Here is a 24153-nt window from a genome sequence, read left to right as displayed (position 1 = left end):
CTGGATTAGCCTACTCGCTACTCGCTACTCGCTACTCGCTCACCCCAGGACGGTTTTCACCGCCTCCACGGTCTTCGCCACGACGATGTCGGCTTCATCGCGTGTCAGGCAGAGCGGCGGGGCAAAGCCGAGTATGTCGCCTTGCGGCATGGCACGCCCGATAACGCCGCGCTCGGCGAGAGCTGCCGCCACCTGCGGTCCGACCTTCCTTGCTGCATCGAAGAACACGCGGTCGTCCTTGTCGGCGACGAATTCGACGGCCGCCAGCATGCCTTCGCCGCGGATGTCGCCGACATATTTGTGGTCGGCAAGCGCGGAAGCCAGGCCGGCACGAAGATAGGCGCCGGTCTCGCCGGCGTTCCGCACCAGGTCGAGTTCGTCGATCAGCTCCAGATTGGCGATGCCGGCGGCCGCGCAGATCGGATGCGCCGAGTAGGTCCAGCCGTGGCCGAACGAACCCAGCCGGTCGGATCCCTCGACGAGCTTCTGCCAAAGCTTCTCCGAGACGATCACGCCCGACAACGGTGCATAGGCCGAGGTCAGACCCTTGGCGATGGTGATGAGGTCGGGCTCCATACCGTAGTGGTCCGATCCGAACATGCTGCCGAGCCGTCCGAAGCCGGTCACGACCTCGTCGGCGACGAGCATGACGTCGTATTTGTTGAGCACCGCCTGGATCTTCTGCCAATAGCCGGCCGGTGGCGGAACGATGCCGCCGGTGCCGAGGACCGGCTCGCCGATGAAGGCGGCGACCGTGTCCGGTCCCTCGGCCAGGATCAGTTCCTCCAGCTTGTCGGCGCAATGCTGCGAGAACTGCCCCTCGCTCATGGAGCGATCGGCACGGCGGAAATAGTACGGTGCTTCGGTGTGGAGCACCGGCGCGCGCGGCAGGTCGAAGGCGTTGTGGAAGAGCTCCAGGCCGGTGAGCGAGCCCGTCATCACGCCGGAACCATGATAGCCGCGCCAGCGCGAGATCAGCTTCTTCTTCTCGGGGCGACCGAGCACATTGTTGGCGTACCAGATCAGCTTGATGTTGGTCTCGTTGGCGTCCGAACCCGACAGGCCGAAATAGACCCTACTCATGGTTTCGGGGGCGCGGTCGACGATCATCTTGGAAAGTCGGATCGAGGCTTCCGTGCCGTGCCCGACATAGGCGTGGTAGTAGGCGAGCCGGCCGGCCTGCTCGGCGATCGCATCGGCGATATTCTTGCGGCCGTAACCGACATTCACGCAGTAAAGGCCGGCAAAGGCATCGAGGCTCGTGCGCCCCGACGTGTCGGTGATGTAGACGCCCTCGCCACCGGCGATCACCCGGTTCGGCGTCTCGCCCCGCGCATGCATGCCCACATGGGTCGAAGGATGGAAGAAATGATCCCGGTCCCAGGCGGCGAGTTCGTTCGAATGGTCGAGCATGTCAGACACTCCGATGTGATGTTATGAGGGCAGGAACGCAAAGACCCCTCATCCAACCTCGCTTCGCGAGGCCACCTTCTCCCACAAGGGGAGAAGGGAAGGCTGCAGCGATGCTTCCGCTAGTTGTCGACGTCGATGATTTGCAGAACCGCTGAAGCCAGGCTCCAGCCTTCTCCCCTTGTGGGAGAAGGTGGCCTCGCGAAGCGAGGTCGGATGAGGGGTATGCCAGGGAAAGACGCATCGCAAGAGTCGCTCTCAAGCAGCGTCGAGGCAGAGATATTTGAGCTCGGTGAAGGCCTCCAGCCCATGGCGCGACCCTTCGCGGCCGAGGCCGGACTGCTTGACGCCCCCGAAGGGGATCGGCGCGCCCGTGATCTTCACCCGGTTGATCGCGACCATGCCGTAGTCGAGGGCGCGGCCCATGCGCAACTGGCGGGCGCCGTTCTCCGTCACGACATAGGCCACGAGGCCGTATTCGGTGTCGTTGGCGCGCGCCACCACTTCGGCTTCGTCGTCGAAGGGAACCACTGCGGCGACGGGCCCGAAGGTCTCTTCGCGCATGATCAGCGCGTCGTCGGGCACGTCGGCGAGCAGCGTCGGTTCGAAGAATAGTGGCCCGGCCGCATGGCGTCGGCCGCCTGCGAGCAGGCGTGCGCCTCGTGCCAGCGCATCGGCCACCTGCTGCTCGACCTTGGCAATGGCGCGCTCATGCATCAGCGGGCCGATATCAGCGCGCTCGTCGAGGCCCGGCGCCGTGTTCAGCTCCGCTATGGCCGCGGCGAAGTGCCGGCAGAATTCCTCATAGGCCGGGCGCTCGACATAGATGCGGTTGGCCGCCAGACAATCCTGGCCTGATGTCGCGAATTTCGCGTCGAGTGCGATGCTGATTGCCTTGGCGGGGTCGCTGTCGGCGAACACGATCAGCGGGGCATGGCCGCCGAGCTCCATGACCAGGCGTTTCATGGTCGGCGCGCATCGTCCCGCGATCAGCCGGCCGATGGCGGTGGAACCGGTGAAGCTCATCGCCCGCACCCGCGCGTCGTCGCACAGGCGGCCGACGATCGTCTCGGCCTCGCCGGTCACGACGTTGAAGACACCGGCGGGCAGGCCGGCGCGTCCGCCGAGCTCGGCGAGCGCGAGGGCGGAAAGCGGCGTCTCGGACGAGGGATGCGCGACCACCGTGCAGCCGGCGGCAAGTGCGGCGGCGGCCTTGCGGGTCAGCATCGCCGAAGGGAAGTTCCACGGTGTGACGAGACCGACGACGCCCAATGGCTCGCGGCGCACGATCATCTCGGCATGGGCGAGATGGCTGGTGACGCCTTCGGCGTTCGCCCGCTTTCCTTCCTCGGCATACCATTCCACGAAGGAGGCGGCGTAATCGATCTCGCCCAGCGCCTCCCTGAGCGGCTTCCCCTGCTCCAGCGTCATCAACAAAGCCAGGTCGTCCCGCGCGGACATGATCAGTTCGAACCAGTCGCGCAGGATGCGCGCGCGGTCCTGCGCGGCCATGCTGCGCCAGGCCGGGAAGGCGCGCGCGGCCGCATCGATCGCGGCGCCGGTCTCGGCGGTGTCCAATCCTGCCACCCAGCCGACCAACTCGCCGCCGGCCGGATCGCGCACCTCGAAGCCCCGTCCGGCCGCGCCGGCCGTCCATTGGCCGTCGACATAAGCGAGTTCGCGCAGCAGCCGGCGGTCGGCCAGCCGGTCGAGAGCGTCATGACGGTGCATGCGGGCGAAATGCGCGGACATCGAAAGGGGCCTCCCGTTCGGCTTCGGAACGAGACTACGCGGCGGCGGCCGGAAAGGGTGGCTGTTTGGCGTGGCTGCGATGGAGAGATTGGCTGAATTGCGGTCGCGGAGGAGAGAGATTGTCTTTCCGGGATGTCTTGCCCGCGAGAGCCCTGCCCATGGTAGCCGTGCACAGAGGCAATGACGGGTTGGCTTGGATCTTGGGTGCGTCCTTCGAGGCTCGCTGCGCTCGCACCTCAGGATGAGGGAGGCTGGCGCTATACACCCAGGATGAGGGAGGTTGGAGCTACACGCCCCAGGATGAATGAGGCTGGCGCTATACACCCAGGATGAGGGAGGTTGGAGCTACACGCCCCAGGATGAATGAGGCTGGCGCTATACACCCAGGATGAGGGAGGTTGGAGCTACACGCCCCAGGGCAAGTGAGATTGGCACTACGCACGTCTGAACGAGGAAGGCGGCACGACGTCCCTCATCCTGAGGTGCGAGCGCAGCGAGCCTCGAAGGACGCACCGAATGTCAGCCCCAATCACCGTACAGAAATGCTATTTTGGGATTTCCGCTTGCGTCAGCGCCGCCACCGGCAGCACGACATTCTCCTTCACCGCCTTGGTGACGATGTAGGTGAAATAGCGGTCGATGCCGATCTCGCGCTCAAGCAGCCGATCGACGAGCCGCTGATAGGCGTCGATGTCACGGGTCATGACCTTGAGGATGTAGTCGACGCCGCCGCCAACCGCCCAGCAGGCGACGATGTCAGGAATGTCGCGCACGGCCTTTTCGAAGCGGTCGAAATCCGCCTGGCGGTGGTTGCCGAGCGTCACTTCCATCAGAACGGTCGTCACCGGAGCCACATGGCGCATTGCGATCCTGGCGTGATAGCCGGCGACGATGCCGGCCTTTTCGAGTTTCCTCAGCCGCATCCAGCAGGGCGTCGGCGAGAGGCCGACCTTCTCGGCGAGCGCCAGCTTGGTGATGCGCCCGTCGCGCTGGATCGCGTCGAGGATCTTCAGGTCGATCGGGTCCAGCCTGGCACCGGTCATGATTCCGTTCCGTGATTGCCGTGCGATCCACATGACGCGGCAAGATTTCGATTGTCAATTGCACTGATTTCGATCTCATATGGATCATGACATTGTGGCGCCCCGACCCAGCCCTGATCCGCCGCCCGGCATATCTCTCGCTCGCCGATCAGTTCGCGCGCGCGATCCATGACGGGCGCTTGCCGAACGGCATGAGGCTGCCGACGCATCGGCGACTTGCGGAGGAGCTTGCGCTGTCGGTCCAGACGGTGAGCCGCGCCTATGAGGAACTGATCCGCCGCGGTCTCGTCTCCGGCGAGATCGGTCGCGGCAGTTTCGTGCAGGCCCGGCGCAGTGAGCCCGAACCTCCCTATCTGCCGGAGCGACCCGGCGAGGTGATCGACCTCTCGATCCTGAAACCGGTCTGCGAGCCGATGCATCATCAGCGCCTCAAGGAGGCGCTTGCCTGGCTGGCGGAAACGCTGCCGTCGAGCTCGGCCTTGTCGTTCCGGCCGAACGTCGTCTTCCCGCGCCATCGAGCCGTGGCCGTCGAATGGCTGAAGGAGTGCGGCCTGGCCGTCTCCCCGCAAAATGTCAGCCTGACCAACGGCGCCACGGCCGGCATGACGGTGGCGCTGATGAGCGTGGCGCCGCCGGGTTCGACGGTTGCGACCGAGGCGATCGGGCACCACACGCTCGTGCCGCTTGCGACCTATCTCGGCTTCAATCTCGAAGGACTTCCGATCGATCGCGACGGGCTGGTCCCGGAAGCACTCGACGAGGCCTGCAGCCGGTCCGACATCCGCGCGGTCTTCGTCCAACCGTCGGTCATCAACCCCACCGCGACCCTGATGAGTGCCGGGCGGCGCGAAGCGGTCGTCGCGGTGGCACGCAAGCACGACATCGCGATCATCGAGAACGACGTGCTGGGGCCGCTGGTCGAGGGCCGGGCACCGCCGCTGGCGGCCTATGCGCCCGAACGTACGCTCTATGTGACGAGCTTCACCAAGGTCACCGTGCCGGGGCTGCGCATCGGCTATCTCGCAGCACCCGACCGCTATGTGGCGGCGGTCGCCAATCGCCACCTGGTGTCGAACTGGATGGCGACGCCGATGGTCGCCGAGATCGCCACGCGCTGGGTGGCTGACGGCACCGCGATGGAACTGGTCCGCTGGCAACGCGCAGCACTCGCCCGCCGTCACGACATCGCCGACGATGTGCTGCAGGGCATGACATATCTCGCGCATCGAAGCGGGCTGCATGTCTGGCTGCCGCTGCCCGGTGATCGCACCGAGGAGGGTTTTGTCGCCCAGGCTCGGCTGCAGGGGGTCGCGATCGCGCCCGGGCTGTCGTTCCGAACCTCCGACGCGCCCTGGCAGCCGGCCGTGCGCATCTCGCTCGGCTCGACCACCGAGGGGGAACTGCGGGCCGGTCTCGGCATCGTGGCCAAGCTTTTGCACGGGGATCCGGAGCCGCTGCTGCTCGCGATCTGAACGATCGATTTGGCAAAGTGTTGCGGATCTGGAATTATTGTCATGATATTATTTTACCAATTGACATGATTTGAAGACTTCCCCATCGTCAAGGGCATCGGCTCTCCAGGGCGGAGACAGGCATGTCCACACCCATCATCGACATTGACGGCATCACCAAGAGCTTCGGCGCATTCAAGGTGCTGGACGGACTGTCGATGAAGGTCATGCCGGGCGAAAAGCTGGCACTGATCGGACCGTCGGGCTCGGGCAAGACGACGATCCTGCGCATTCTGATGACGCTGGAGCGGATCGACGGCGGCCATATCCGCATCGGGGGCGAGCAGCTCTATCACATGGAGCGCGAGGGACGGCTGGTGCCCGCCGACGAGCGCCATCTGACCAGGATGCGCCGGAAGATCGGCATGGTCTTCCAGCTGTTCAATCTTTTTCCCCACAAATGCGTGCTCGACAATGTCACCCTGGCGCCGATGCTGACCAAGGGCATCGCGCGCCCGGCGGCCGAGAAGCGGGCAATGGAACTTCTCGACATGGTCGGGCTGGCCGACAAGGCCAAGGCCATGCCGGCGCAGCTTTCGGGAGGGCAGAAGCAGCGCGTCGCCATCGCCCGGGCTCTCGCCTTGTCGCCCGAAATCATGCTCTTCGACGAGGTGACCTCGGCGCTCGACCCCGAACTCGTGGAGGAAGTGCTCACCGTCATGCGCAGGCTCGCCGCCGAGACCGACATGACCATGCTGCTCGTCACCCACGAAATGGGATTCGCTCACGATTTCGCGGACCGGGTTCTGTTCTTCGATCGCGGTCGCATCGTCGAGGAAGGCAAGCCCGACGAGATATTCCGCCATCCCACGCAGGAGCGAACGCAGGCCTTCCTGCGAAAGATCATCGCGGCCGGACATCGCGTCTGACCGCCATGCCGCGGCGGTGTCGCCGCCAACATAACCGGAAGAACCACAGGAGTTTGGGAACAATGAGGAAGATTTTCGGAATTCTGGCCGGCGGGGCAGGAGCGGCGGCGGTCGCCGGAATATTGCTGGCGTCGGGGCCGAGCTCGGCCGACGGCGACAAGCTGGAAGAATTGAAGGCGCAAGGTTTCGCCCGTGTCGCCATAGCCAACGAGCCGCCCTTCACCGCCGTCGCCGCCGACGGCAAGGTCTCGGGCGCGGCTCCCGATGTGGCGCGGGAGATCTTCAAGCGCCTCGGCGTGCCGGAGATCGTGGCCTCGATCTCCGAATATGGCGCGATGATTCCGGGCCTGCAGGCCGGCCGCCATGACGTCGTCACGGCGGGGCTCTTCATGAAGCCGGAACGCTGTGCGGCCGTCGCCTATTCGGAGCCGGTGCTGTGCGACGCGGAGGCTTTTCTCCTGAAGAAAGGCAATCCGAAGGGGTTCAAGAGCTATGCCGACATCGCCAAGGATCCGACCGGCACGATCGGCGCACCGGGCGGGGGCACCGAAGAGAAGCTGGCCCTCGAGGCCGGTGTTCCGCGCGACCGGGTGATCGTCGTTCCTGACGGCCAGAGCGGCCTGAAAATGGTCCAGGACGGGCGCATCGATGTCTATTCGCTGCCGGTGCTTTCGATCAACGATCTCGTCGAGAAGGCAAATGACCCCGGCCTCGAAGTGGTTGCCCCGGTCGTCGGCGCGCCGGTCTATTGCGACGGAGCCGCCTTCAAAAAGGGCGATGAAGCGCTTCGTGACGCCTACGACGTCGAGCTTGCCAAGATGAAGGACTCCGGCGAGTTCGCCAAGATCATCGAACCCTACGGCTTTTCGGCGGCGGCGGCCATGTCGACCACGCGCGAAAAGCTCTGCGCGGCGAAGTGAGCTGAGCGCGAAGTCCTCCCGCCTCAGAAGGGGCCGGGCGAAAACGAAGGGCGACGGCTCACCGGCCTTGTCTTGCTTCGCTCGGCACTTTCCGTCGAGCGGGGGAGGGCGCCCGGCTGGGTCCTCCTCGGCATAGACTTCACGGAGTACGGCTACCGCATGACCCAATGGTCCGGCTATCTCGGTCTGATCGTCGACGGCGCGCTCGTGACCATCCAACTGACGGTCATGGGCTCGGCGCTGGCCCTGGTCGTGGCCTTCCTTGCGGGCCTTGGACGACTGTCGCGTTTCTTCGCGGTGCGGGCGCTCGCGACCGCCTATATTGAATTCTTCCGCGGCACTTCGATCTTCGTCCAGCTGTTCTGGGCCTATTTCGTCTTGCCTTTTGCCGGGTTCAGCCTGACGCCATTGCAGGCCGGCGTGTTGGCGCTAGGGCTGAATGTCGGGGCCTATGGCGCCGAGGTGGTGCGCGGCGCCGTCCAGTCGATCGGCAAGGAACAATATGAGGCCTGCGTGGCGCTCAATCTGGGACGCTGGCAATCGATGCGCCACGTCATCCTGCCGCAGGCCTTGCTGGTCATGCTGCCGACCTTCGGCAACAACGCCATCGAGCTGCTCAAGGCGACCTCGGTCGTTTCGCTGATCTCGCTCGCGGACATGACCTTTCAGGCGCAGATCGTGCGCGCCCAGACCGGAAACACGCTGGTGCCCTTTGCCACGATCCTGGTGCTGTACTTCATCATGTCGCTGGCCATCTCGCAGGCCATGCGGTGGCTCGAGCGCCGAATGGCCCGCGGCCTCGACGGCGTGAGGGCCTGACCATGGAATGGGACTGGGATTTCGTCCGGCAGATCCTCCCGACCCTGATCGAGGGCGTGAAGATCACCATCCTGGCGACGTTGCTCGGCGCGGTGCTCGCGGCCGCCATCGGCCTGGCGATCGCTCTGGCCCGCCGCTCGCCGAACCGGCTGGTGTCGCGGGGCGTCGGCTTCTTCGCCGAATTCATCCGCGGCACGCCGCTGCTCGTGCAGCTCTACTTCATCTTCTATGTGCTGCCCGATTTCGGCGTCCTGCTGCCGCCCCTGGCGGCCGGGGTGATAGGGCTAGGCCTGCATTATGGGACATATGTCGCCGAGGTCTATCGCGCCGGGATAGACAATGTGCCGCGCGGCCAGTGGGAGGCGGCCAAGGCGTGCAATCTCAGCGCTGCCCAGACCTGGACGAGGATCATCCTGCCGCAGGCGATCCCGCCGATGATTCCGGCGCTGGCCAACTATTTCATCGCCATGTTCAAGGAAACTCCCCTGCTCTCGGCGATCACCGTGCTGGAACTGATGAACCAGGCCAAGAGCGTTGCCAACAGCTATTATCGCTACATCGAACCGATGACCCTGGTTGGTGTCTTCTTCCTCGTCATCAGCCTGTCTTCCGTCGTCCTGCTGCGCTGGCTCGAGCGGCGCTACGGAAAGATCGAGTATTGAGCGCCATGGATATCGACATTCGCCTCAGCCCCCAAAAGCCGGCGCTGGAAGCGCGTCCGCTCGAGAAAAGGGTGGGCCTGATCGTCCTTGCCACCGATCATACGACCGAACCCGACTTCCGCCGCATGGTGGCGAGCGAGCGCATCGGCGTCTATGTCGCCCGCATCTTCTACGCGAATCCGACGACGCCGGAGAATCTGCGGCGGATGCAGCCGGCGCTTACGGAAGGCGCCCGCCTCATCCTGCCGGGCGAAACGCTGGATGCGATCTGCTACTCCTGCACCTCGGCTTCCGTCGTCATCGGCGACGCCGAAATCGAGGCGGTGGTCAAGGAGGCCAAACCTGCCTCGATCGTGGTGACGCCGCCCTTGGCCGCGATGCGAGGGCTGAAGGCTTTCGGGGCGAAGCGGATCAGCATCCTCACGCCCTATACGGTCGAGACCAGCCGGCCGATGGCCGACTATTTTGCAGGTCGCGGCTTCGAGATTGCGAGCTTCACCTGTCTGGGATTCGACGACGACCGTGAGATGGCCCGAATCCCGCCCGCGTCCCTCCTCGCCCTCGCGCAGGCGGCGACGGCACCCGATGCCCAGGCGCTGTTCATCTCCTGCACGGCTCTGCGGGCCGCCCTTGCAGCGCCGGCGATCGAACTGGCGATTGGCCGACCGGTCGTGACGAGCAACCAGGCAACCGCGTGGAACTGCCTGCGGCTTTGCGGCGACGAGAAGCCGCGGCCGGAATTCGGCCGGTTGATGACGATGCAGCTGGCAGCCGAGTGAGAACCGCCGTGGGCTCCGTCTCCCTTCCCGATGTCAATGCTGCGCGTGATCGCATCGTCGGCAGGATCGTGCCGACGCAGATGGTCCTGTCGCGCTCGCTCTCCGATGCGATGGGTGTGCCTGTCCACCTGAAGCTGGAACACCGGCAGACGACAGGGAGCTTCAAGCTGCGCGGCGCCTCCAATGCGGTGGCAATGCTGAAGCTGGCGGAGAAGGCGCGTGGCGTCGTTGCCGCCTCGACCGGCAATCACGGTCGGGCGCTGGCGCATGCGGCGAAGCTCGAAGGGCTGCGCGCGGTGATCTGCATGTCGCGCCTGGTGCCGGCCAACAAGCTCGAAGAAATCAGGCGGCTCGGCGCGGAGGTTCTCATCGTCGGAAACAGCCAGGACGATGCCCAGGAAGAGGTCGACCGCCTTGTCGCGGAGGAAGGGCTCACCATGGTGCCGCCCTTCGATCATCCTGGTGTCATCGCCGGCCAGGGCACGCTCGGGCTGGAGATGCTGGAGGATGTTCCCGATGCCGGCACGATCCTGGTGCCGTTGTCCGGTGGCGGTCTGGCGGCCGGCATTGCGGCGGCGGCGAAGGCGACGAAGCCGGAGATCAAAGTAGTCGGCGTCTCCATGGCACGCGGGGCCGCCATGAAGGCGAGCCTCGATGCGGGTCGGCCGGTATCGGTCGAGGAGGTGCCTACGCTGGCCGATTCACTCGGCGGAGGCATCGGCCTCGACAACCGCCTGACTTTCTCGATGTGCCGCGACCTCCTCGACGACGTGGTGCTGTTGTCCGAGGAAGAGATCGCGGCCGGCATCCTTCATGCCTACGGCCAGGAGCGCGAGGTGGTCGAGGGTGCGGGCGCGGTCGCCATCGGCGCCCTGCTTTCCGGGAAAGTGCGGCCGGTTGGTCCGACCGTGCTGCTCCTGTCCGGCCGCAACATCGACATGGTGCGGCATCGGGCCATCGTCTGCGCCCAGCCTGTCGAAGGGACGACCAAATGAACCGGATGACCGTGCTCACCGAAGCCGAGTTGCGCAGGATCGTAAGGCTCGATCTCGACGCCGTTGCCTGCGTGGAGAACGCGTTCCGGGCGTTGGCAACGCTGCCGGTCGTCATGCCGCCGATCCTCAGGCTGGACATCCCCGAGCATCATGGCGAAGTCGACGTGAAGACCGCTTATGTACCCGGGCTCGACGGCCTCGCCGTTAAGGTCAGCTCCGGCTTCTTCGACAATCCGAAACTCGGCCTGCCCAGCGGCAACGGCATGATGATGCTCCTGTCCGCCAGGACCGGTCTGGTGGAGGCGCTGCTGCTCGACAATGGCTACCTCACGGATGTGCGCACGGCGGCGGCAGGAGCGGTGGCGGCCAAACATCTGTCGCGCGAGGACTCCTCCGTCGCCGCGATCCTCGGCGCAGGCCTGCAAGCCGCGCTTCAACTGGAGGCGCTGATGCTCGTCCGGCCGATCAGGGAGGCCAGGATCTGGGCACGCGATCCGGCCAAGGCTGAAGTCGCGGCCGCGAAGCTCAGTGAAAGGCTCGGCACTGCCGTCCGCGCAGAACGTGATCCGCAACGGACAGTCGCCGGCGCCGACATCGTTGTGACCACGACGCCGTCGAGCGAGCCGTTGCTGACTGGCGTCGAGGCCGGGCAGCACGTCACCGCCATGGGCTCGGACGCGGAGCACAAGAACGAGATCGCTCCGCCGATCCTGAAGCGCGCCGATCCTTATGTCGCCGACAGCGCGAAGCAGACGCGACGTCTGGGCGAACTGCACCATGCCATCGCGGCCGGTCTGATGGCAGCCGATGAAGACGTGACCGAACTCGGCGACGTGATTGCGGGCCTGCGTCCCGGCCGCCCTTCGGCCGATGCGGTGACGCTGGCCGACCTGACCGGCACTGGCGTGCAGGACACGGCGATCGCCATTCTCGCCCGCGATCGCGCGAGGGCTGCCGCGGCGGGCACGGCTTTCGACAACTAGCCCCAAGCATCCGGCCGAGGCGACCCAAGAAACGAGGACCCAGCGACAGATGACCATGTCCGATCTCAAATTCTCGCGGCAAGAATATGCGGACCGCCTCGCAAAGACCCGGCGCGCCATGGAAGCGAGAGGCATCGACCTCCTTGTCGTCAGCGACCCCTCGAACATGGCCTGGCTCACCGGCTATGACGGATGGTCGTTCTACGTCCATCAGGCGGTCATCGTGCCGCCCATCGGCGAGCCGGTCTGGTTCGGGCGCGGGCAGGATGCAGCCGGGGCGAAACGGACAGCCTATCTGGGCCACGACAACATCGTCGGTTACGCCGACAACTATGTGCAGTCGACCGAGCGCCATCCGATGGATTTCCTCTCGCAGGTGCTGGCCGGCCGGGGCTGGGACAAGCTCGCCATCGGCGTGGAGATGGACAATTACTGGTTTTCGGCCGCCGCCTTCGCGTCGCTGACGAAACATCTGCCGAATGCCCGATTCAGCGACGCCACGGCGCTCGTCAACTGGCAGCGCGCGATAAAGAGCCCGACGGAGATCGACTATATGCGCAAGGCGGCGCGGATCGTCGAGGCCATGCATGCCCGCATCGTCGACAAGGTCGAGGTCGGCATGCGCAAATGCGACCTCGTCGCCGAGATCTATGACGCCGGCACGCGCGGCGTCGGAGGGATCGGCGGCGACTATCCGGCGATCGTGCCGCTTATGCCGTCCGGCGCCGATGCGGCCGCCCCGCATCTGACCTGGGACGACAGGCCGATGCGGGCGGACGAAGGCACCTTTTTCGAGATCGCCGGCTGCTACAACCGCTATCACTGCCCGCTGTCGCGCACCGTCTTTCTCGGCAAGCCGACCCAGGCCTTCCTCGACGCGGAAAAGGCGACGCTCGAAGGCATGGAAGCGGGGCTGGCGGCGGCGAAGCCCGGCAACACCTGCGAGGACATCGCCAACGCCTTCTTCGCGGTCCTGCGCAAATACGGGATCGTCAAGGACAACCGCACCGGCTACCCGATCGGGCTCTCCTATCCACCGGATTGGGGCGAAAGGACGATGAGCCTGCGTCCCGGCGACCGCACCGAGCTGAAACCCGGCATGACCTTCCACTTCATGACCGGCCTATGGCTGGAGACGATGGGGCTGGAGATCACCGAGAGCATCCTGATCACCGAGACCGGTGTCGAATGCCTGGCGAACGTGCCGCGGAAGCTTTTCGTCAAGGACTGAGGTTGTGATGTCGGCCAACGCATTCCGACCCTCGCCTGTCGTGCCGACGGTCGACTTCGATCACGATGGCAAGCAGCATGGTTTCCTGCGCCTTCCTTATAGCCGCGACGATTCCGCCTGGGGCTCGGTCATGATCCCGATCGCCGTGGTGAAGAACGGCAACGGCCCGACGGCCCTGCTCACCGGCGGCAACCATGGTGACGAATACGAAGGTCCATTGGCACTGTTCGAACTCGCCCGCACCCTCGAGGCAGCGGACGTGTCAGGCACGGTGATTATCGTGCCGGCGATGAACTATCCTGCCTTCCGCGCGGGCACGCGCACCTCGCCGATCGACAAGGGCAATATGAACCGCAGCTTTCCAGGGCGTCCCGACGGCACGATCACGGAAAAGATCGCCGACTATTTCCAGCGTGAGCTCCTGCCGCGCGCCGACATCGTGCTCGATTTTCATTCGGGCGGCAGGACACTCGATTTCGTGCCGTTTTGCGCCGCGCACATCCTTGCCGACAAGGCGCTGGAAGCTCGGGCCTTCGAGGCCGTCACGGCCTTCTCCGCACCTTTCTCCATGAAGATGCTGGAGATCGATGCCGTCGGCATGTTCGACACCGCGGCCGAAGAGATGGGCAAGGTCTTCGTCACGACCGAACTCGGCGGCGGCGGCACCGCACGCGCCGAAACGGTGCGTATCGCGCGGCGCGGGGTCCTGAATGTGCTTTGCCATGCCGGCATCGCCGCCGGCGCTCCGGAGCTGCAGCCGACGCGCTGGCTCGACATGCCGTCGGGCGATTGTTTCTCCTTCGCCGAAGACGACGGGATGATCGAGCCGATGGCCGACCTCGGCGAGATGGTTGCGCGGGGACAGGTTATCGCCCGTATCCATGGCGTCGCTCGTACCGGCACAAAGCCCTGTGAAATGCGGGCGAAGATGTCAGGCATGCTTGCCGCAAGGCATTTTCCGGGCCTGGTGAACGCAGGCGACTGTGCGGCCGTGGTTGCAGCCGTGCTGGAGTGAGGCCGCGCCAGGGAATGTGTCCCATTCGCCCCTGAGCTTGCGAGGCGAGGCCGGATGGCGGATTGGCTCCGGCCTGCCCTGTCCTTGGCGCCATGAAAGCGTGCCCGTGGCGCTGCCGCGGCGACGCCGAACCACGGAGACTGCGCGGCCTCAGTCAGGGAAAAGCCCGCCATGGACATGAAGGTCGCCAGTCAGCACATCGGGGATCGCCACGGCGCGGCCGATATCGACGGCCGCTATGCCTGGACGCGGCTCGCGGTCTCGCTGGTGCTCGCCACGATCGGCGGGGTCGGCATGTGGGCGGTGGTCGTGGTGCTGCCCGCGGTGCAGGCGGAGTTCGGCGTCGATCGCGCCGACGCGTCGCTTCCCTACACGGCGACCATGGTCGGCTTCGCTCTCGGTAATGTGCTCATCGGCCGCGCGATCGACCGCATGGGCTACTGGCGCCCGGCCCTGATCGCGTCGGTGGCGATGGGCGCGGGTTTTGTGCTGGCGTCGCTGGCGAACTCGATCCTCATGTTCTCGGTCGCGCAGGGCCTCCTCATCGGTGTCGGTTCTTCCGCGATCTTCGGGCCGCTGATCGCCGACATATCGCACTGGTTCGACCGCCGGCGCGGCCTCGCGGTGTCGGTCGCCGCGGCCGGCAACTATCTGGCAGGCGCCGTCTGGCCGGTGGCCATGTCTTACACCATGGAGGCCGGCGGCTGGCGTTTCGCCTATGCTCTGATTGGCATCGTCTGCCTCGTCTGCATGGTCCCGCTCGTCTTCCTCTTGCGGCGTCCGGCGCCGATCGGTGCCGACGGAGGGGTTCACGGTGGGCAGGCGCCCAAGCGCTCAATCCCGCTGTCGCCGGCAGCGCTGCAATGGTTGCTCGTCGTCGCCGGCCTCGGTTGCTGCGTGGCCATGTCGATGCCGCAGGTGCACATCGTCGCCTATTGCATGGACCTCGGCTTCGGCGTGGCGCGCGGCTCGGAGATGCTGGCGATCATGCTGGCGGGGGGCATCGTCAGCCGCATCGCTTCCGGTTTCGTCGCCGACCGCATCGGCGGCGTGAAGACGCTGCTCGTCGGTTCCGTTCTGCAATGTCTGTCGCTGTTTTTCTACTTGCCCTTCAACGGGCTGGCCTCGCTCTACGTCGTGTCTTTGCTTTTTGGTCTTTCGCAGGGCGGCATCGTGCCGTGCTACGCCATCGTCGTGCGCGAATACATGCCGGCCGCGGAGGCCGGCCGGCGCGTCGGCATCGTGATCATGGCGACCGTGGTCGGCATGGCGCTGGGCGGCTGGATGTCGGGCTGGATCTACGACCTGACCGGCTCCTATGCGGCCGCCTTCCTGAACGGCATCGCCTGGAACCTGCTCAATATCGGCGCCGTCCTCCTGCTGCTCTGGCGGTCGCGGCCGGGACCGGTCGCCGCCTGAGCCGCTGCGTCGGTCGCTTGCCTTGGAGCGTCCTTGCGCGGCCATTTGGACGCGCAAGGACGCGCTTTCCTCGACGATGCGCTCATGCGCGCGCCTGAGCGGAGCGAGTTGCTGCGGATCGGCGGCGTCACCGTCGACTTTTGAAGGATGTGCTTCCGGTTGGTTCTGCGCTGAACGCCGAAACGGTCCGCAACCCCACACAATTTGGTGCTCCCCTGGATGGCGGCCTCCGGCAGCGCATGCGGCTTGCCCTGCAGGCATGTGCAAAAAAATGCACCTGCCATACCATCGTTGTTGCTTGCGTCATCGATTTATGCATTATAACACACAGTCGGGAGAATTATGGATCCGGGAGGAGTTTCATGTCGCGAGAGCGTTTCAATGAGCTGGTCGGCGAAATCGCCGGCACGATTGCCGGCAGGCCGCTCGACGCTTCGCTGGCCGGCTTTCTCAACCGGACATATCCCGTCGACGCGCCGGTCTTCGCGGAACTCAGGGCACTCTGCGAAGAGGGTGAGGAGAATGGCTGGCTGATGTCCCGGGAAGCCGGCGGCATCAAGTTCGGCAGGGCCGTCAAGCCCGGCCAGTCGGCTGGCGATTTCAGCGTCGATGTGGTGCGCATGAAGGATGTGCGGGGACCCCATCACATCCATCCCAACGGCGAAATCGGCGCGGTGTTGGGAATATCAGGCGTCCCGACCTTCGATGCCTTCACGGAAGGGTGGTACGTCTACGGGCCGGGTTCGGATCACCATCCGACCGTCTCGGGCGGCGATGCCTATGTGCTCTATCTGCTGCCGAACGGCGCGATCGAATTCACCGGCCACTGACAGCCCCACATCGACCGTCAGAGTCGGACAGGCTGGATACTGGGAGGGAAAGATGAACGAAAACGCGGCGATCTACTTCGTTGATCGTCATGGCGCCGAGGGTCGGGCCGGAAAGGTCGCCTTCCGCGAAGCCGACGGCGCGAAACGGTCGATCACCTATGGCGAACTGGCCGAGCAGACATCGCGGTTTGCGGGCGCGCTCTCCCGCAGCGGCGTGCGACGCGAGGAGCGCCTCGCGATGCTGGTGCTGGATCAGATCGAGTTCCCGGTGATTTTCTGGGGCGCGCTCAAGGCCGGCGTGGTTCCTGTTGCTCTCAATACGCTTCTGTCGGCGTCGGTCTACCAGTCGATATTGAGCGATTCCCGCGCCTCCGTGCTGGTCGTCTCGGCGCCGCTGTGGGAGACGGTCAGGCCCGCGATCGAAGGCAGCCGTTTCCTGCGCAAGGTGGTGGTGATCGGAGCATCCCCGGAAGGGGCGCAAAGCTATCTCGATTTCGTCAGGGACGCTTCGTGTGAGGACGCGGTCGACACGGTCGGAGACGAACAGGCGTTCTGGCTTTATTCGTCCGGATCCACCGGTGCCCCGAAGGGCGTGCGCCACGTCCATTCCAGCCTGAAGGCGACCGCCGACACGTTCGGGGCGCGGGTGCTCGGGGTGCGGGAGGACGACGTGGTCTTCTCCGCGGCGAAGATGTTCTTCGCCTATGGGCTTGGCAACGCGATGTCCTTTCCTATGGCTGCAGGGGCGACCACGGTGCTCTACGGTGGACGCCCGACGCCCGATGCTGTCCTGGCCATCATGGCGCATGAGCGCCCGACCATCTATTGCGGCGTTCCGACCCTCTATGCCGCGCTTGTCGCGCTGCAGGAGAAGCTGGCCGAGGCGCCTGATCACTGCGTGAGGCTCTGCCTCTCCGCCGGCGAGGCGCTGCCGCGCGAGATCGGCGAACGCTGGCAGAAGATCTGGAACGCGGAGATCATCGACGGCGTCGGTTCCACGGAGATGCTGCACATCTTCCTCTCCAACCGGCCCGGCGAAGTCGTCTACGGAACGTCCGGCACGCCTGTTCCTGGCTACGAGGTGCGCCTCGTAGATGAGCACGATGAGGATGTGGCCGACGGCGAGGTCGGCGAGCTTCTCGTGCGCGGACCGTCCAGCGCGGACGGCTACTGGAACCGCCGCGACAAATCGAGATGGACGTTTGCCGGATACTGGACCCGGACCGGCGACAAGTATGAACGGACCGTGGACGGCCGCTACGTCTACTGCGGTCGCGCCGACGACATGTTCAAGGTTTCCGGCATCTGGCTGTCGCCTTTCGAAGTCGAACAGGCGCTTGTGGAGCACCCGGCGGTGCTGGAGGCCGCGGTGGTGGCGAGGGAAGACGACGACGGGCTGACAAAGCCGGCCGCCTACATTGTTCTCAAGGGCGGGGTCGACCCGGCGGTCGTCGGCGAACTCAAGGAGTTCGTCAAGGACAAGATCGGCAAGTGGAAATATCCGCGCTGGATCGAGTTGGTCGATCAACTCCCCAAGACCGCGACCGGCAAGATCCAGCGCTTCAAGCTGCGTGAAAGGGAGTTGGCCTGATGGCGGTGAGCCGCACGGAGAGTTCGGGACGGCTGGTCGCCGGGGGAAAGTCTTTAGAATGGGCCGCCTGGTGGCGCGAATCCGCGGAAGATGCGCCAGTCATCGTGATGCTGCATGAGGGGCTCGGCTGCCTGTCGCTGTGGCGCGGCTTTCCGGGCCAGATCGCCGACGCGACGGGTCTGCCGGTGTTTGCCTATTCCCGGGCCGGGTACGGCCAGTCGGATCCGGCCGAGCTGCCACGCCCGCCAGACTATATGACGCGGGAAGCGATCGACGTGCTTCCCGCTGTCCTCGATGCGATCGGCGCCCGGAACTACATCCTTCTCGGGCATTCGGACGGAGCGACGATCGCCGCGATCCATGCAGGTAGCGTGGGCGATTTCAGGATACGCGGGGCGGTTCTGATGGCGCCGCATTTCTTCACCGAACCCATGGGGCTGGCCGAGATCGCCAAGGCCAAGGAAGCCTTCGCGACGACCGATCTCAGGCAGCGCATGGCCAGGCATCACCGCGATCCCGAGGCGACCTTCCGCGGGTGGAACGATGCATGGCTCGATCCCGGCTTCGTGTCCTGGAATGTCGCCGATGTGATCGATTACCTGCGCGTCCCGGTGCTGGTGATCCAAGGCGAACACGACCAGTACGGAACCGTCGCCCAGATCGAAGAGATCGAGAACCGCAGCTCCGCTCCGGTGGACGTGGTCCTTCTCGAAGACTGCCGGCATTCGCCGCAATTCGATCAGCCTGAGCGGACAATCGAGGCGGTGCGCGAATTCGCCGCTCGGCTGGTCAGGATCGAAGCCGCCGAGGTAGTGGTCGCATGAGGCTCCAAAGCTATCTTGCGGGCAGGTGGCAGTCGGGCACCGGCGCTGGTCGCCCGCTGGTGAATGCCACAACCGGGGTGGAGATCGCTCGCGCCGACGTGACGGGTCTCGATATCCGGGGCGCGCTCGACCATGCGCGGGAAAAAGGGGGCGCGGCCCTGCGTGCCATGACCTTTGCGCAACGCGGCGCCCTGTTGAAGGCCGTGGCCGATGCGCTGCAGGCCAGACGTGATGAGTACGGGGCGATTGCACGGGAGAATTCCGGCAACACCGCGGCGGATGCGTCGGTGGATATCGACGGCGGCATCTTCACGCTGAAGACCTATGCGCGCCTGGGGCAGCTTCTCGGCGACACAACCCGGATCCTCGAACCAGGTCAGGAACAGCTTGCCCGAGATCCGGTCTTCTTCGCGCGCCACGTCTGGGCGACCCGTCCCGGCGTGTCCGTGCAGATCAATGCGTTCAATTTTCCATCATGGGGCATGTGGGAGAAGGTCGCCCAAGCCACCCTTGCCGGCGTGCCGAGCCTGGCAAAGCCGGCGGTGGCGACGGCGCTGCTGTCGGAGGCAATGGTTCGCGACGTCGTGGCCGCCCGCGTGGTGCCGGATGGGGTTTTGTCGCTGGTCTGCGGCAGTGGAGAGGGGCTGGTCGAAGCGCTCGGGCCAATGGATTCGGTCGCTTTCACCGGCTCGTCCGCGACGGCGATGGTGCTGCGGATCCAGGTGGCCGGCATGGCCGCCGCACCGCGGCTGACGGTCGAGGCAGACAGTGTCAATGCGACGATCCTCGGGCCGGATGTCAAGCCTGGGCAAGCGGTGTTCGATCTCGCGCTGCGCGAAGCGGTCAAGGCGCTGTCCGTCAAGGCGGGCCAGCTTTGCACCAACATCCGCCGCATCCTCGTGCCGGCGGAGATAGAGCAGGAGTTCACCGGCGCACTGGCGGCAATGGTCTCGGCACTCAGGGTCGGCGACCCCGCGGACGAAAGCACGCGCGTGGGTCCGCTGATCAATGTTGCGCAGCGCGAGGAGGCGTTGCGCAACATCGACCGGCTTTCCGCCGAGACGAAGGTCGTCGCCCAAGCAGTCCTCCCGGACGTGGCCGAGAGTTCCGGTTTCGTGGCGCCGACCCTGCTTCGCTGCGCCGAGCCGGCTTCCGGCAGCGCCGTGCACGAACTCGAAGTCTTCGGCCCCTGCGCAACGGTACTTGCCTATCGCGACCTCACAGAGGCAATCGTGCTGGCCACGAAGGCGGAGGGCTCGCTGGCGCTGAGCCTCTTCTCCGAGGATGCCGGAGTGCAAGCCCGGGCGGTCGCCGAACTCGGTCCCTGGCACGGGCGCCTCATGCTTGTCGACGGCGAGGTCGGCAAGGCGCATACCGGGCATGCGATCGTCATGCCGCAATGCGTGCACGGTGGGCCGGGGCGCGCCGGCGGAGGCGAGGAACTCGGCGGCCTGCGCGGATTGCGGTTCCACATGCAGCGCAGCGCCGTTCAGGGCGGTCCCCGGATGCTGGCGACGATCGCTGAACATGCGGCAGAACAGGCTCTCTGACGATGACGCACGCGGGAGATGCCTACCCCGCAGTGGCCTACATTCCCGGTCGTGGCGAGCGGCCGGGCGAAACCGCGTTCGAGGTCTACAAAGAGGGGCTTTCCGAGAGCTGCTCGATCGCCGACATCGCAGCAAGCCGCGCGTTCCGTGGTGGTTTGGAATTTTACGAGACCGGTTACTACTGGGAGGCCCATGAGCTATGGGAGGCGGTCTGGATGTGCCTTCCGCAGGCAAGCGCTGAACGCCATCTGTTACGTGGGATCATCCAGCTCGCAAATGCCGGCCTGAAGCGCGCGATGGACCGGCCGGCGGCTGCGGAGCGTATCCTGGCTCTGGCCGACTCGGCTCTGGCTGAGGCATTTCTCCATCGTTCCGACTGCCTGATGGGCTTGTCGAATGACGACGTTATGGCTCTTCGTGAGCGAATTGCTTCATAAATATGTAATATAATGCATATACCGGCATTGGTTGGCTGGAGGATCAAACCACATGGCGGCCAAAATGGCGAAAAATATGCAAAAAATTGCAATATTTGGCTTTACCTCGGCTTGCTGCGGCACTATCGTGCATCGGTCAGAAGATGGAGGGCCTGTTCGAGGGAGCGCATATGAGCAAGATCATCGACTTTCAGACCGATCCATCCAAATACCGTCACTGGCGCGCCGAATATGACGGCGATGTCGCAACCGTCTATATGGACGTCGACGAGAATGCCGGCCTGTTCGAGGGGTACCAGCTCAAGCTGAATTCCTACGATCTCGGGGTCGACATCGAACTCGCCGACCTCGTTCAGCGGATGCGGTTCGAGCATCCGGAAATCAAAGTTGTGGTTCTACGGTCCGGTAAGGACCGGGTCTTCTGCGCTGGCGCGAACATCCGCATGCTCGGCGGGGCAAGCCACGCGCACAAGGTGAATTTCTGCAAGTTCACCAACGAGACCCGCAACACCTACGAGGCTGCTGAAGCCGACTCCGGTCAGAAGTATATCGCGGCCATCAAGGGTGCCTGCGCGGGCGGCGGCTACGAGCTGGCCCTCGCCTGCAATCACATCATGCTGACCGACGACAACACATCCGCGGTGGCGCTGCCGGAAGTGCCGCTGCTCGCGGTGCTGCCGGGCACCGGCGGTCTGACCCGCGTCACCGACAAGCGCAAGGTGCGCAGGGACCTCGCCGACGTCTTCTGCTCGATCGAGGAGGGGGTCAAGGGAAAGCGCGCCGTGGACTGGCGCCTGGTGGACGAAGTGGTTTCCAACGCTAAATTCGACGAGATCGTCAAGGAGCGGGCGAAGGAGTTCGCCGCCGCATCCGGCAAGGTGACGGGTACGGGCATCAAGCTGGGACCGCTTTCGCGCACCTTCGGTGACGACGGCTCGGTGACCTACTCGCTGGTTGAGGTCGCGATCGACCGTGCCGGCAGGCGGGCAACGGTCACATTGTCCGGTCCGGATGGCGATGCGCCGACGAGCGTCGAGACGCTGCATGCCCTGGGAGACCAGAGCTATCTGCTGCGCCTGGCGCGCGAGCTTGACGACGCGATCCTCCATTTGCGCCTCAACGAGATGGAACTCGGTCTCGTGGTATTCCGCAGCCAGGGCGATCCGGCCGCGGTGCTCGCGCACGAAAAGCTCCTGCTGGACAACGGTGGCGACTGGCTGGTCAACGAAATCCTGGCCTATTGGAAACGGGTGCTCAAGCGGGTCGACATGACCTCGCGCAGCCTCGTGGCGATCGTCGAGCACGGCTCGTGCTTCGCGGGCGTGCTCGCCGAGCTCATCTGGGCGGTGGACCGCTCATATATGATGCAGGGCGAGTTCGAGGGCGACAACCGTCCGCTGGCCGCCGTCACGCTGACGGAATCCAATTTCGGCAGGTACCCGATGGGCAACGGCCTGACCCGACTGCAGACCCGCTTCCTCGGCAACCCGGAGGCCGTCGAAGCGCTCAGGGGGCATGTCGGGGAAGCCCTTGATGCGGAAAAGGCGGAAAAGCTTGGCCTCGTTACCTTCGCCTTCGACGACATCGACTGGGAAGACGAGGTGCGCATTTTCATGGAGGAGCGCGCTTCCTTCAGCCCGGACGCCATGACGGGCATGGAGGCGAACCTTCGCTTCGCCGGGCCGGAAACCATGGAAACCAGGATCTTCGGCCGTCTGACAGCCTGGCAGAACTGGATATTCAACAGGCCAAACGCTACCGGCCCGGACGGGGCCCTGCAGCGCTACGGCACCGGCGTGCGTGGCGACTACAACATGCAGCGCGTGTGATTTCTCAGAAGGACCAAGGCGATGCTCGACCTCATCAATGTCAATTACGACACCCAGATTCCGAACAATGTCGGCCTGTCCTCGGACAAGCGCGTGCTCAAGGCGCTCGAGAAGTGGCATCCCGGCTACATCAACTGGTGGAACGACCTGATCCCCGACAATTTCCAGCAGTCGCTTGTCTATCTGCGCACGGCCGTGTCGGTCGATCCCAAGGGGTGGGCGAAGTTCGACTATGTGAAGATGCCGGAATATCGCTGGGGCGTACTTCTGGCGCCGCAGATGGAAGACCGCCGGATTCCCTGCGGCGAGCATGCCGGACAACCGGCCTGGCAGGAGGTGCCGGGCGAGTACCGCAACATGCTCAAGCGCCTGATCGTGATCCAGGGCGACACCGAGCCGGCGTCCGTCGAGCAGCAGCGGTTTCTCGCGCTGTCGGCCCCATCGCTCTACGACATGCGCAATCTTTTCCAGGTGAATGTGGAGGAAGGGCGGCACCTGTGGGCCATGGTCTATCTGTTGCACAAGTATTTCGGCGCGGATGGCCGCGAGGAAGCCGACGATTTGCTGCGCCGCTCGTCCGGCTCGGAGGAGGCACCGCGCATGTTGGGCGCCTTCAACGAAGAAACGCCTGACTGGCTGTCCTTCTTCATGTTCACCTATTTCACCGACCGCGACGGCAAGATGCAGCTGGAGTCCCTGGCGCAGTCGGGCTTCGATCCATTGTCGCGGACTTGCCGCTTCATGCTGACCGAAGAGGCGCACCACATGTTCGTCGGCGAGACCGGCGTGGGAAGAACCATCGAGCGCACCTGTCAGGCGATGAACGAGAACGGCATTGCCGATCCGTACGACATCAACCGGATCCGCGACTTGGGGGTCATCGACCTCCCCACCATCCAGAAGAAGCTGAATCTGCACTACACGCTATCGCTGGACCTGTTCGGCCAGGAGGTCTCGACCAACGCGGCCAATGCCTTCAACGCCGGCATCAAGGGTCGCTACATGGAGCACAGGATCGAGGATGATCACCAGCTCAAGGGCGATACGTACCACGTCTGCGTACTCGAGGAGGGTCGTGTCGTGCGCAAGGACGTTCCCGCCCTCACGGCGATCAACATGCGGCTGCGCGACGACTACACCCGTGACGCCGAAGGCGGGGTAGGCCGCTGGAACAAGATCGTCGAGAAGGCCGGCATCGATTTCCGCATGAAGCTGCCGCATGAGGCGTTCCACCGCCAGATCGGCGTCTTCGCCGCGGGCACATTCGATCCGGAAGGAAACCCCATTTCGAAGGCGGAGTACGATGCCAAGGTGGACGAATGGCTACCGACCCGCGCGGACGGCGACTTCATCCAGTCGCTGATGAAGCCGGTCTACGAGCCCGGCAAATATGCGGGGTGGATCGCGCCGCCGAAGGTGGGCATCGACAACAAGCCGGGCGACTTCGAATACGTGAAGCTGCACGTCGCCTGATGCCATTCGTTTGGCCGATCTCGGGACTTTTTGCCCGGGGTCGACCAGCAAAAGATGGGGATGAGGACGATGCTGGTTGTTCGTGAAGCCAAACCGTTCCGTGAGCCGCGTTTCGATGCCGAAAGCTGCCTTGGCTGCGCAGACTGCAATGGAGCCTGCCGCGAGATTCTCCAATTGCTCGCCGCTCCTTCGCCGAGTTTGAACAGGGAAG

The 24153-nt window shown here is 64.8% G+C and carries 21 protein-coding genes; 18 read left to right on the top strand and 3 right to left on the bottom strand.

Going from position 1 to position 24153, the window contains the following annotated elements:
• Window positions 1-39 precede the first annotated feature (39 nt).
• From JN280_RS00715 to JN280_RS00705, 3 genes are all read right to left on the bottom strand, one after another.
• On the bottom strand, window positions 40-1413 hold the full coding sequence (locus JN280_RS00715) for an aspartate aminotransferase family protein (protein ID WP_202309637.1): 1374 nt from the start codon (window positions 1411-1413) through the stop codon (window positions 40-42).
• A gap of 255 nt (window positions 1414-1668) precedes the next feature.
• Entirely contained in the window at window positions 1669-3162 is a 1494-nt protein-coding gene (locus JN280_RS00710; protein WP_202309636.1) for an NAD-dependent succinate-semialdehyde dehydrogenase, read from the bottom strand.
• Window positions 3163-3707: 545 nt separating this feature from the next.
• Window positions 3708-4205 (bottom strand): Lrp/AsnC family transcriptional regulator, encoded by a 498-nt coding sequence (locus JN280_RS00705; RefSeq protein ID WP_202309635.1) that lies wholly within the window; start codon window positions 4203-4205, stop codon window positions 3708-3710.
• Between the two features lie 86 nt (window positions 4206-4291).
• Between JN280_RS00705 and ehuR the strand changes: the two genes are divergently transcribed.
• The 18 genes from ehuR to boxB all read left to right on the top strand — a co-directional run bounded on the left by ehuR (window position 4292) and on the right by boxB (window position 23942).
• Window positions 4292-5677, top strand: coding sequence for a MocR-like ectoine utilization transcription factor EhuR (gene ehuR, locus JN280_RS00700; RefSeq protein WP_202309634.1), 1386 nt, complete (start codon window positions 4292-4294; stop codon window positions 5675-5677).
• A 122-nt stretch (window positions 5678-5799) separates the two neighbouring features.
• Window positions 5800-6585 (top strand): ectoine/hydroxyectoine ABC transporter ATP-binding protein EhuA, encoded by a 786-nt coding sequence (ehuA, locus tag JN280_RS00695; RefSeq protein WP_202309633.1) that lies wholly within the window; start codon window positions 5800-5802, stop codon window positions 6583-6585.
• A 62-nt stretch (window positions 6586-6647) separates the two neighbouring features.
• Window positions 6648-7505: an ectoine/hydroxyectoine ABC transporter substrate-binding protein EhuB gene (gene ehuB, locus JN280_RS00690; protein WP_202309632.1), complete on the top strand. Its 858-nt coding sequence runs from the start codon at window positions 6648-6650 to the stop codon at window positions 7503-7505.
• A gap of 159 nt (window positions 7506-7664) precedes the next feature.
• The gene (gene ehuC / locus JN280_RS00685; RefSeq protein WP_202309631.1) at window positions 7665-8324 is read left to right on the top strand and encodes an ectoine/hydroxyectoine ABC transporter permease subunit EhuC; all 660 of its coding nucleotides are present in this window, start codon (window positions 7665-7667) and stop codon (window positions 8322-8324) included.
• Between the two features lie 2 nt (window positions 8325-8326).
• Window positions 8327-8986: an ectoine/hydroxyectoine ABC transporter permease subunit EhuD gene (ehuD, locus tag JN280_RS00680; protein ID WP_202309630.1), complete on the top strand. Its 660-nt coding sequence runs from the start codon at window positions 8327-8329 to the stop codon at window positions 8984-8986.
• A gap of 5 nt (window positions 8987-8991) precedes the next feature.
• A complete protein-coding gene (gene eutA, locus JN280_RS00675; protein WP_202309629.1) occupies window positions 8992-9765 on the top strand; it encodes an ectoine utilization protein EutA in 774 nt (257 codons plus the stop codon).
• Window positions 9766-9773: 8 nt separating this feature from the next.
• Entirely contained in the window at window positions 9774-10760 is a 987-nt protein-coding gene (gene eutB, locus JN280_RS00670) for a hydroxyectoine utilization dehydratase EutB (RefSeq protein ID WP_202309628.1), read from the top strand.
• Window positions 10757-11743, top strand: coding sequence for an ectoine utilization protein EutC (gene eutC / locus JN280_RS00665; protein ID WP_202309627.1), 987 nt, complete (start codon window positions 10757-10759; stop codon window positions 11741-11743). Before eutB ends, eutC begins: the two co-directional genes overlap by 4 nt.
• A gap of 49 nt (window positions 11744-11792) precedes the next feature.
• Entirely contained in the window at window positions 11793-12974 is a 1182-nt protein-coding gene (gene doeA, locus JN280_RS00660) for an ectoine hydrolase DoeA (protein WP_202309626.1), read from the top strand.
• Window positions 12975-12981: 7 nt separating this feature from the next.
• Entirely contained in the window at window positions 12982-13989 is a 1008-nt protein-coding gene (gene doeB / locus JN280_RS00655) for a N(2)-acetyl-L-2,4-diaminobutanoate deacetylase DoeB (RefSeq protein ID WP_202309625.1), read from the top strand.
• 171 nt (window positions 13990-14160) lie between these two features.
• The gene (locus tag JN280_RS00650) at window positions 14161-15408 is read left to right on the top strand and encodes an MFS transporter (protein ID WP_446720706.1); all 1248 of its coding nucleotides are present in this window, start codon (window positions 14161-14163) and stop codon (window positions 15406-15408) included.
• A 362-nt stretch (window positions 15409-15770) separates the two neighbouring features.
• Window positions 15771-16238, top strand: coding sequence for a 4-hydroxylaminobenzoate lyase (locus JN280_RS00645; RefSeq protein WP_202309624.1), 468 nt, complete (start codon window positions 15771-15773; stop codon window positions 16236-16238).
• Between the two features lie 52 nt (window positions 16239-16290).
• The gene (locus JN280_RS00640) at window positions 16291-17829 is read left to right on the top strand and encodes a benzoate-CoA ligase family protein (protein ID WP_202309623.1); all 1539 of its coding nucleotides are present in this window, start codon (window positions 16291-16293) and stop codon (window positions 17827-17829) included.
• The gene (locus JN280_RS00635; RefSeq protein WP_202309622.1) at window positions 17829-18653 is read left to right on the top strand and encodes an alpha/beta fold hydrolase; all 825 of its coding nucleotides are present in this window, start codon (window positions 17829-17831) and stop codon (window positions 18651-18653) included. The genes JN280_RS00640 and JN280_RS00635 overlap by 1 nt, the downstream gene beginning before the upstream one ends.
• A complete protein-coding gene (locus tag JN280_RS00630; RefSeq protein ID WP_202309621.1) occupies window positions 18650-20203 on the top strand; it encodes a 3,4-dehydroadipyl-CoA semialdehyde dehydrogenase in 1554 nt (517 codons plus the stop codon). Before JN280_RS00635 ends, JN280_RS00630 begins: the two co-directional genes overlap by 4 nt.
• A gap of 32 nt (window positions 20204-20235) precedes the next feature.
• Entirely contained in the window at window positions 20236-20640 is a 405-nt protein-coding gene (locus JN280_RS00625) for a DUF309 domain-containing protein (protein ID WP_210387829.1), read from the top strand.
• A 170-nt stretch (window positions 20641-20810) separates the two neighbouring features.
• Window positions 20811-22469, top strand: coding sequence for a 2,3-epoxybenzoyl-CoA dihydrolase (gene boxC / locus JN280_RS00620; protein WP_202309619.1), 1659 nt, complete (start codon window positions 20811-20813; stop codon window positions 22467-22469).
• Between the two features lie 21 nt (window positions 22470-22490).
• A complete protein-coding gene (gene boxB / locus JN280_RS00615; RefSeq protein WP_202309618.1) occupies window positions 22491-23942 on the top strand; it encodes a benzoyl-CoA 2,3-epoxidase subunit BoxB in 1452 nt (483 codons plus the stop codon).
• The last annotated feature ends 211 nt before the right edge of the window (window positions 23943-24153 follow it).

This window comes from Mesorhizobium sp. L-8-10 (assembly GCF_016756635.1).
Lineage (GTDB): Bacteria > Pseudomonadota > Alphaproteobacteria > Rhizobiales > Rhizobiaceae.
Note: the sequence above shows the minus strand (reverse complement) of the source record. Positions and strands in the feature narration are given on the sequence as shown.

Excerpts from the sequence above, each read along its gene's own strand:
- JN280_RS00715 (WP_202309637.1), bottom strand. The coding sequence starts at position 1,413 with ATGCTCGACCATTCGAACGAACTCGCCGCCTGGGACCGGGATCATTTC.
- JN280_RS00710 (WP_202309636.1), bottom strand. The coding sequence starts at position 3,162 with ATGTCCGCGCATTTCGCCCGCATGCACCGTCATGACGCTCTCGACCGG.
- JN280_RS00705 (WP_202309635.1), bottom strand. The coding sequence starts at position 4,205 with ATGACCGGTGCCAGGCTGGACCCGATCGACCTGAAGATCCTCGACGCG.
- ehuR (WP_202309634.1), top strand. The coding sequence starts at position 4,292 with ATGACATTGTGGCGCCCCGACCCAGCCCTGATCCGCCGCCCGGCATAT.
- ehuA (WP_202309633.1), top strand. The coding sequence starts at position 5,800 with ATGTCCACACCCATCATCGACATTGACGGCATCACCAAGAGCTTCGGC.
- ehuB (WP_202309632.1), top strand. The coding sequence starts at position 6,648 with ATGAGGAAGATTTTCGGAATTCTGGCCGGCGGGGCAGGAGCGGCGGCG.
- ehuC (WP_202309631.1), top strand. The coding sequence starts at position 7,665 with ATGACCCAATGGTCCGGCTATCTCGGTCTGATCGTCGACGGCGCGCTC.
- ehuD (WP_202309630.1), top strand. The coding sequence starts at position 8,327 with ATGGAATGGGACTGGGATTTCGTCCGGCAGATCCTCCCGACCCTGATC.
- eutA (WP_202309629.1), top strand. The coding sequence starts at position 8,992 with ATGGATATCGACATTCGCCTCAGCCCCCAAAAGCCGGCGCTGGAAGCG.
- eutC (WP_202309627.1), top strand. The coding sequence starts at position 10,757 with ATGAACCGGATGACCGTGCTCACCGAAGCCGAGTTGCGCAGGATCGTA.
- doeA (WP_202309626.1), top strand. The coding sequence starts at position 11,793 with ATGACCATGTCCGATCTCAAATTCTCGCGGCAAGAATATGCGGACCGC.
- doeB (WP_202309625.1), top strand. The coding sequence starts at position 12,982 with ATGTCGGCCAACGCATTCCGACCCTCGCCTGTCGTGCCGACGGTCGAC.
- JN280_RS00650 (WP_446720706.1), top strand. The coding sequence starts at position 14,161 with ATGGACATGAAGGTCGCCAGTCAGCACATCGGGGATCGCCACGGCGCG.
- JN280_RS00645 (WP_202309624.1), top strand. The coding sequence starts at position 15,771 with ATGTCGCGAGAGCGTTTCAATGAGCTGGTCGGCGAAATCGCCGGCACG.
- JN280_RS00640 (WP_202309623.1), top strand. The coding sequence starts at position 16,291 with ATGAACGAAAACGCGGCGATCTACTTCGTTGATCGTCATGGCGCCGAG.
- JN280_RS00635 (WP_202309622.1), top strand. The coding sequence starts at position 17,829 with ATGGCGGTGAGCCGCACGGAGAGTTCGGGACGGCTGGTCGCCGGGGGA.
- JN280_RS00630 (WP_202309621.1), top strand. The coding sequence starts at position 18,650 with ATGAGGCTCCAAAGCTATCTTGCGGGCAGGTGGCAGTCGGGCACCGGC.
- boxC (WP_202309619.1), top strand. The coding sequence starts at position 20,811 with ATGAGCAAGATCATCGACTTTCAGACCGATCCATCCAAATACCGTCAC.
- boxB (WP_202309618.1), top strand. The coding sequence starts at position 22,491 with ATGCTCGACCTCATCAATGTCAATTACGACACCCAGATTCCGAACAAT.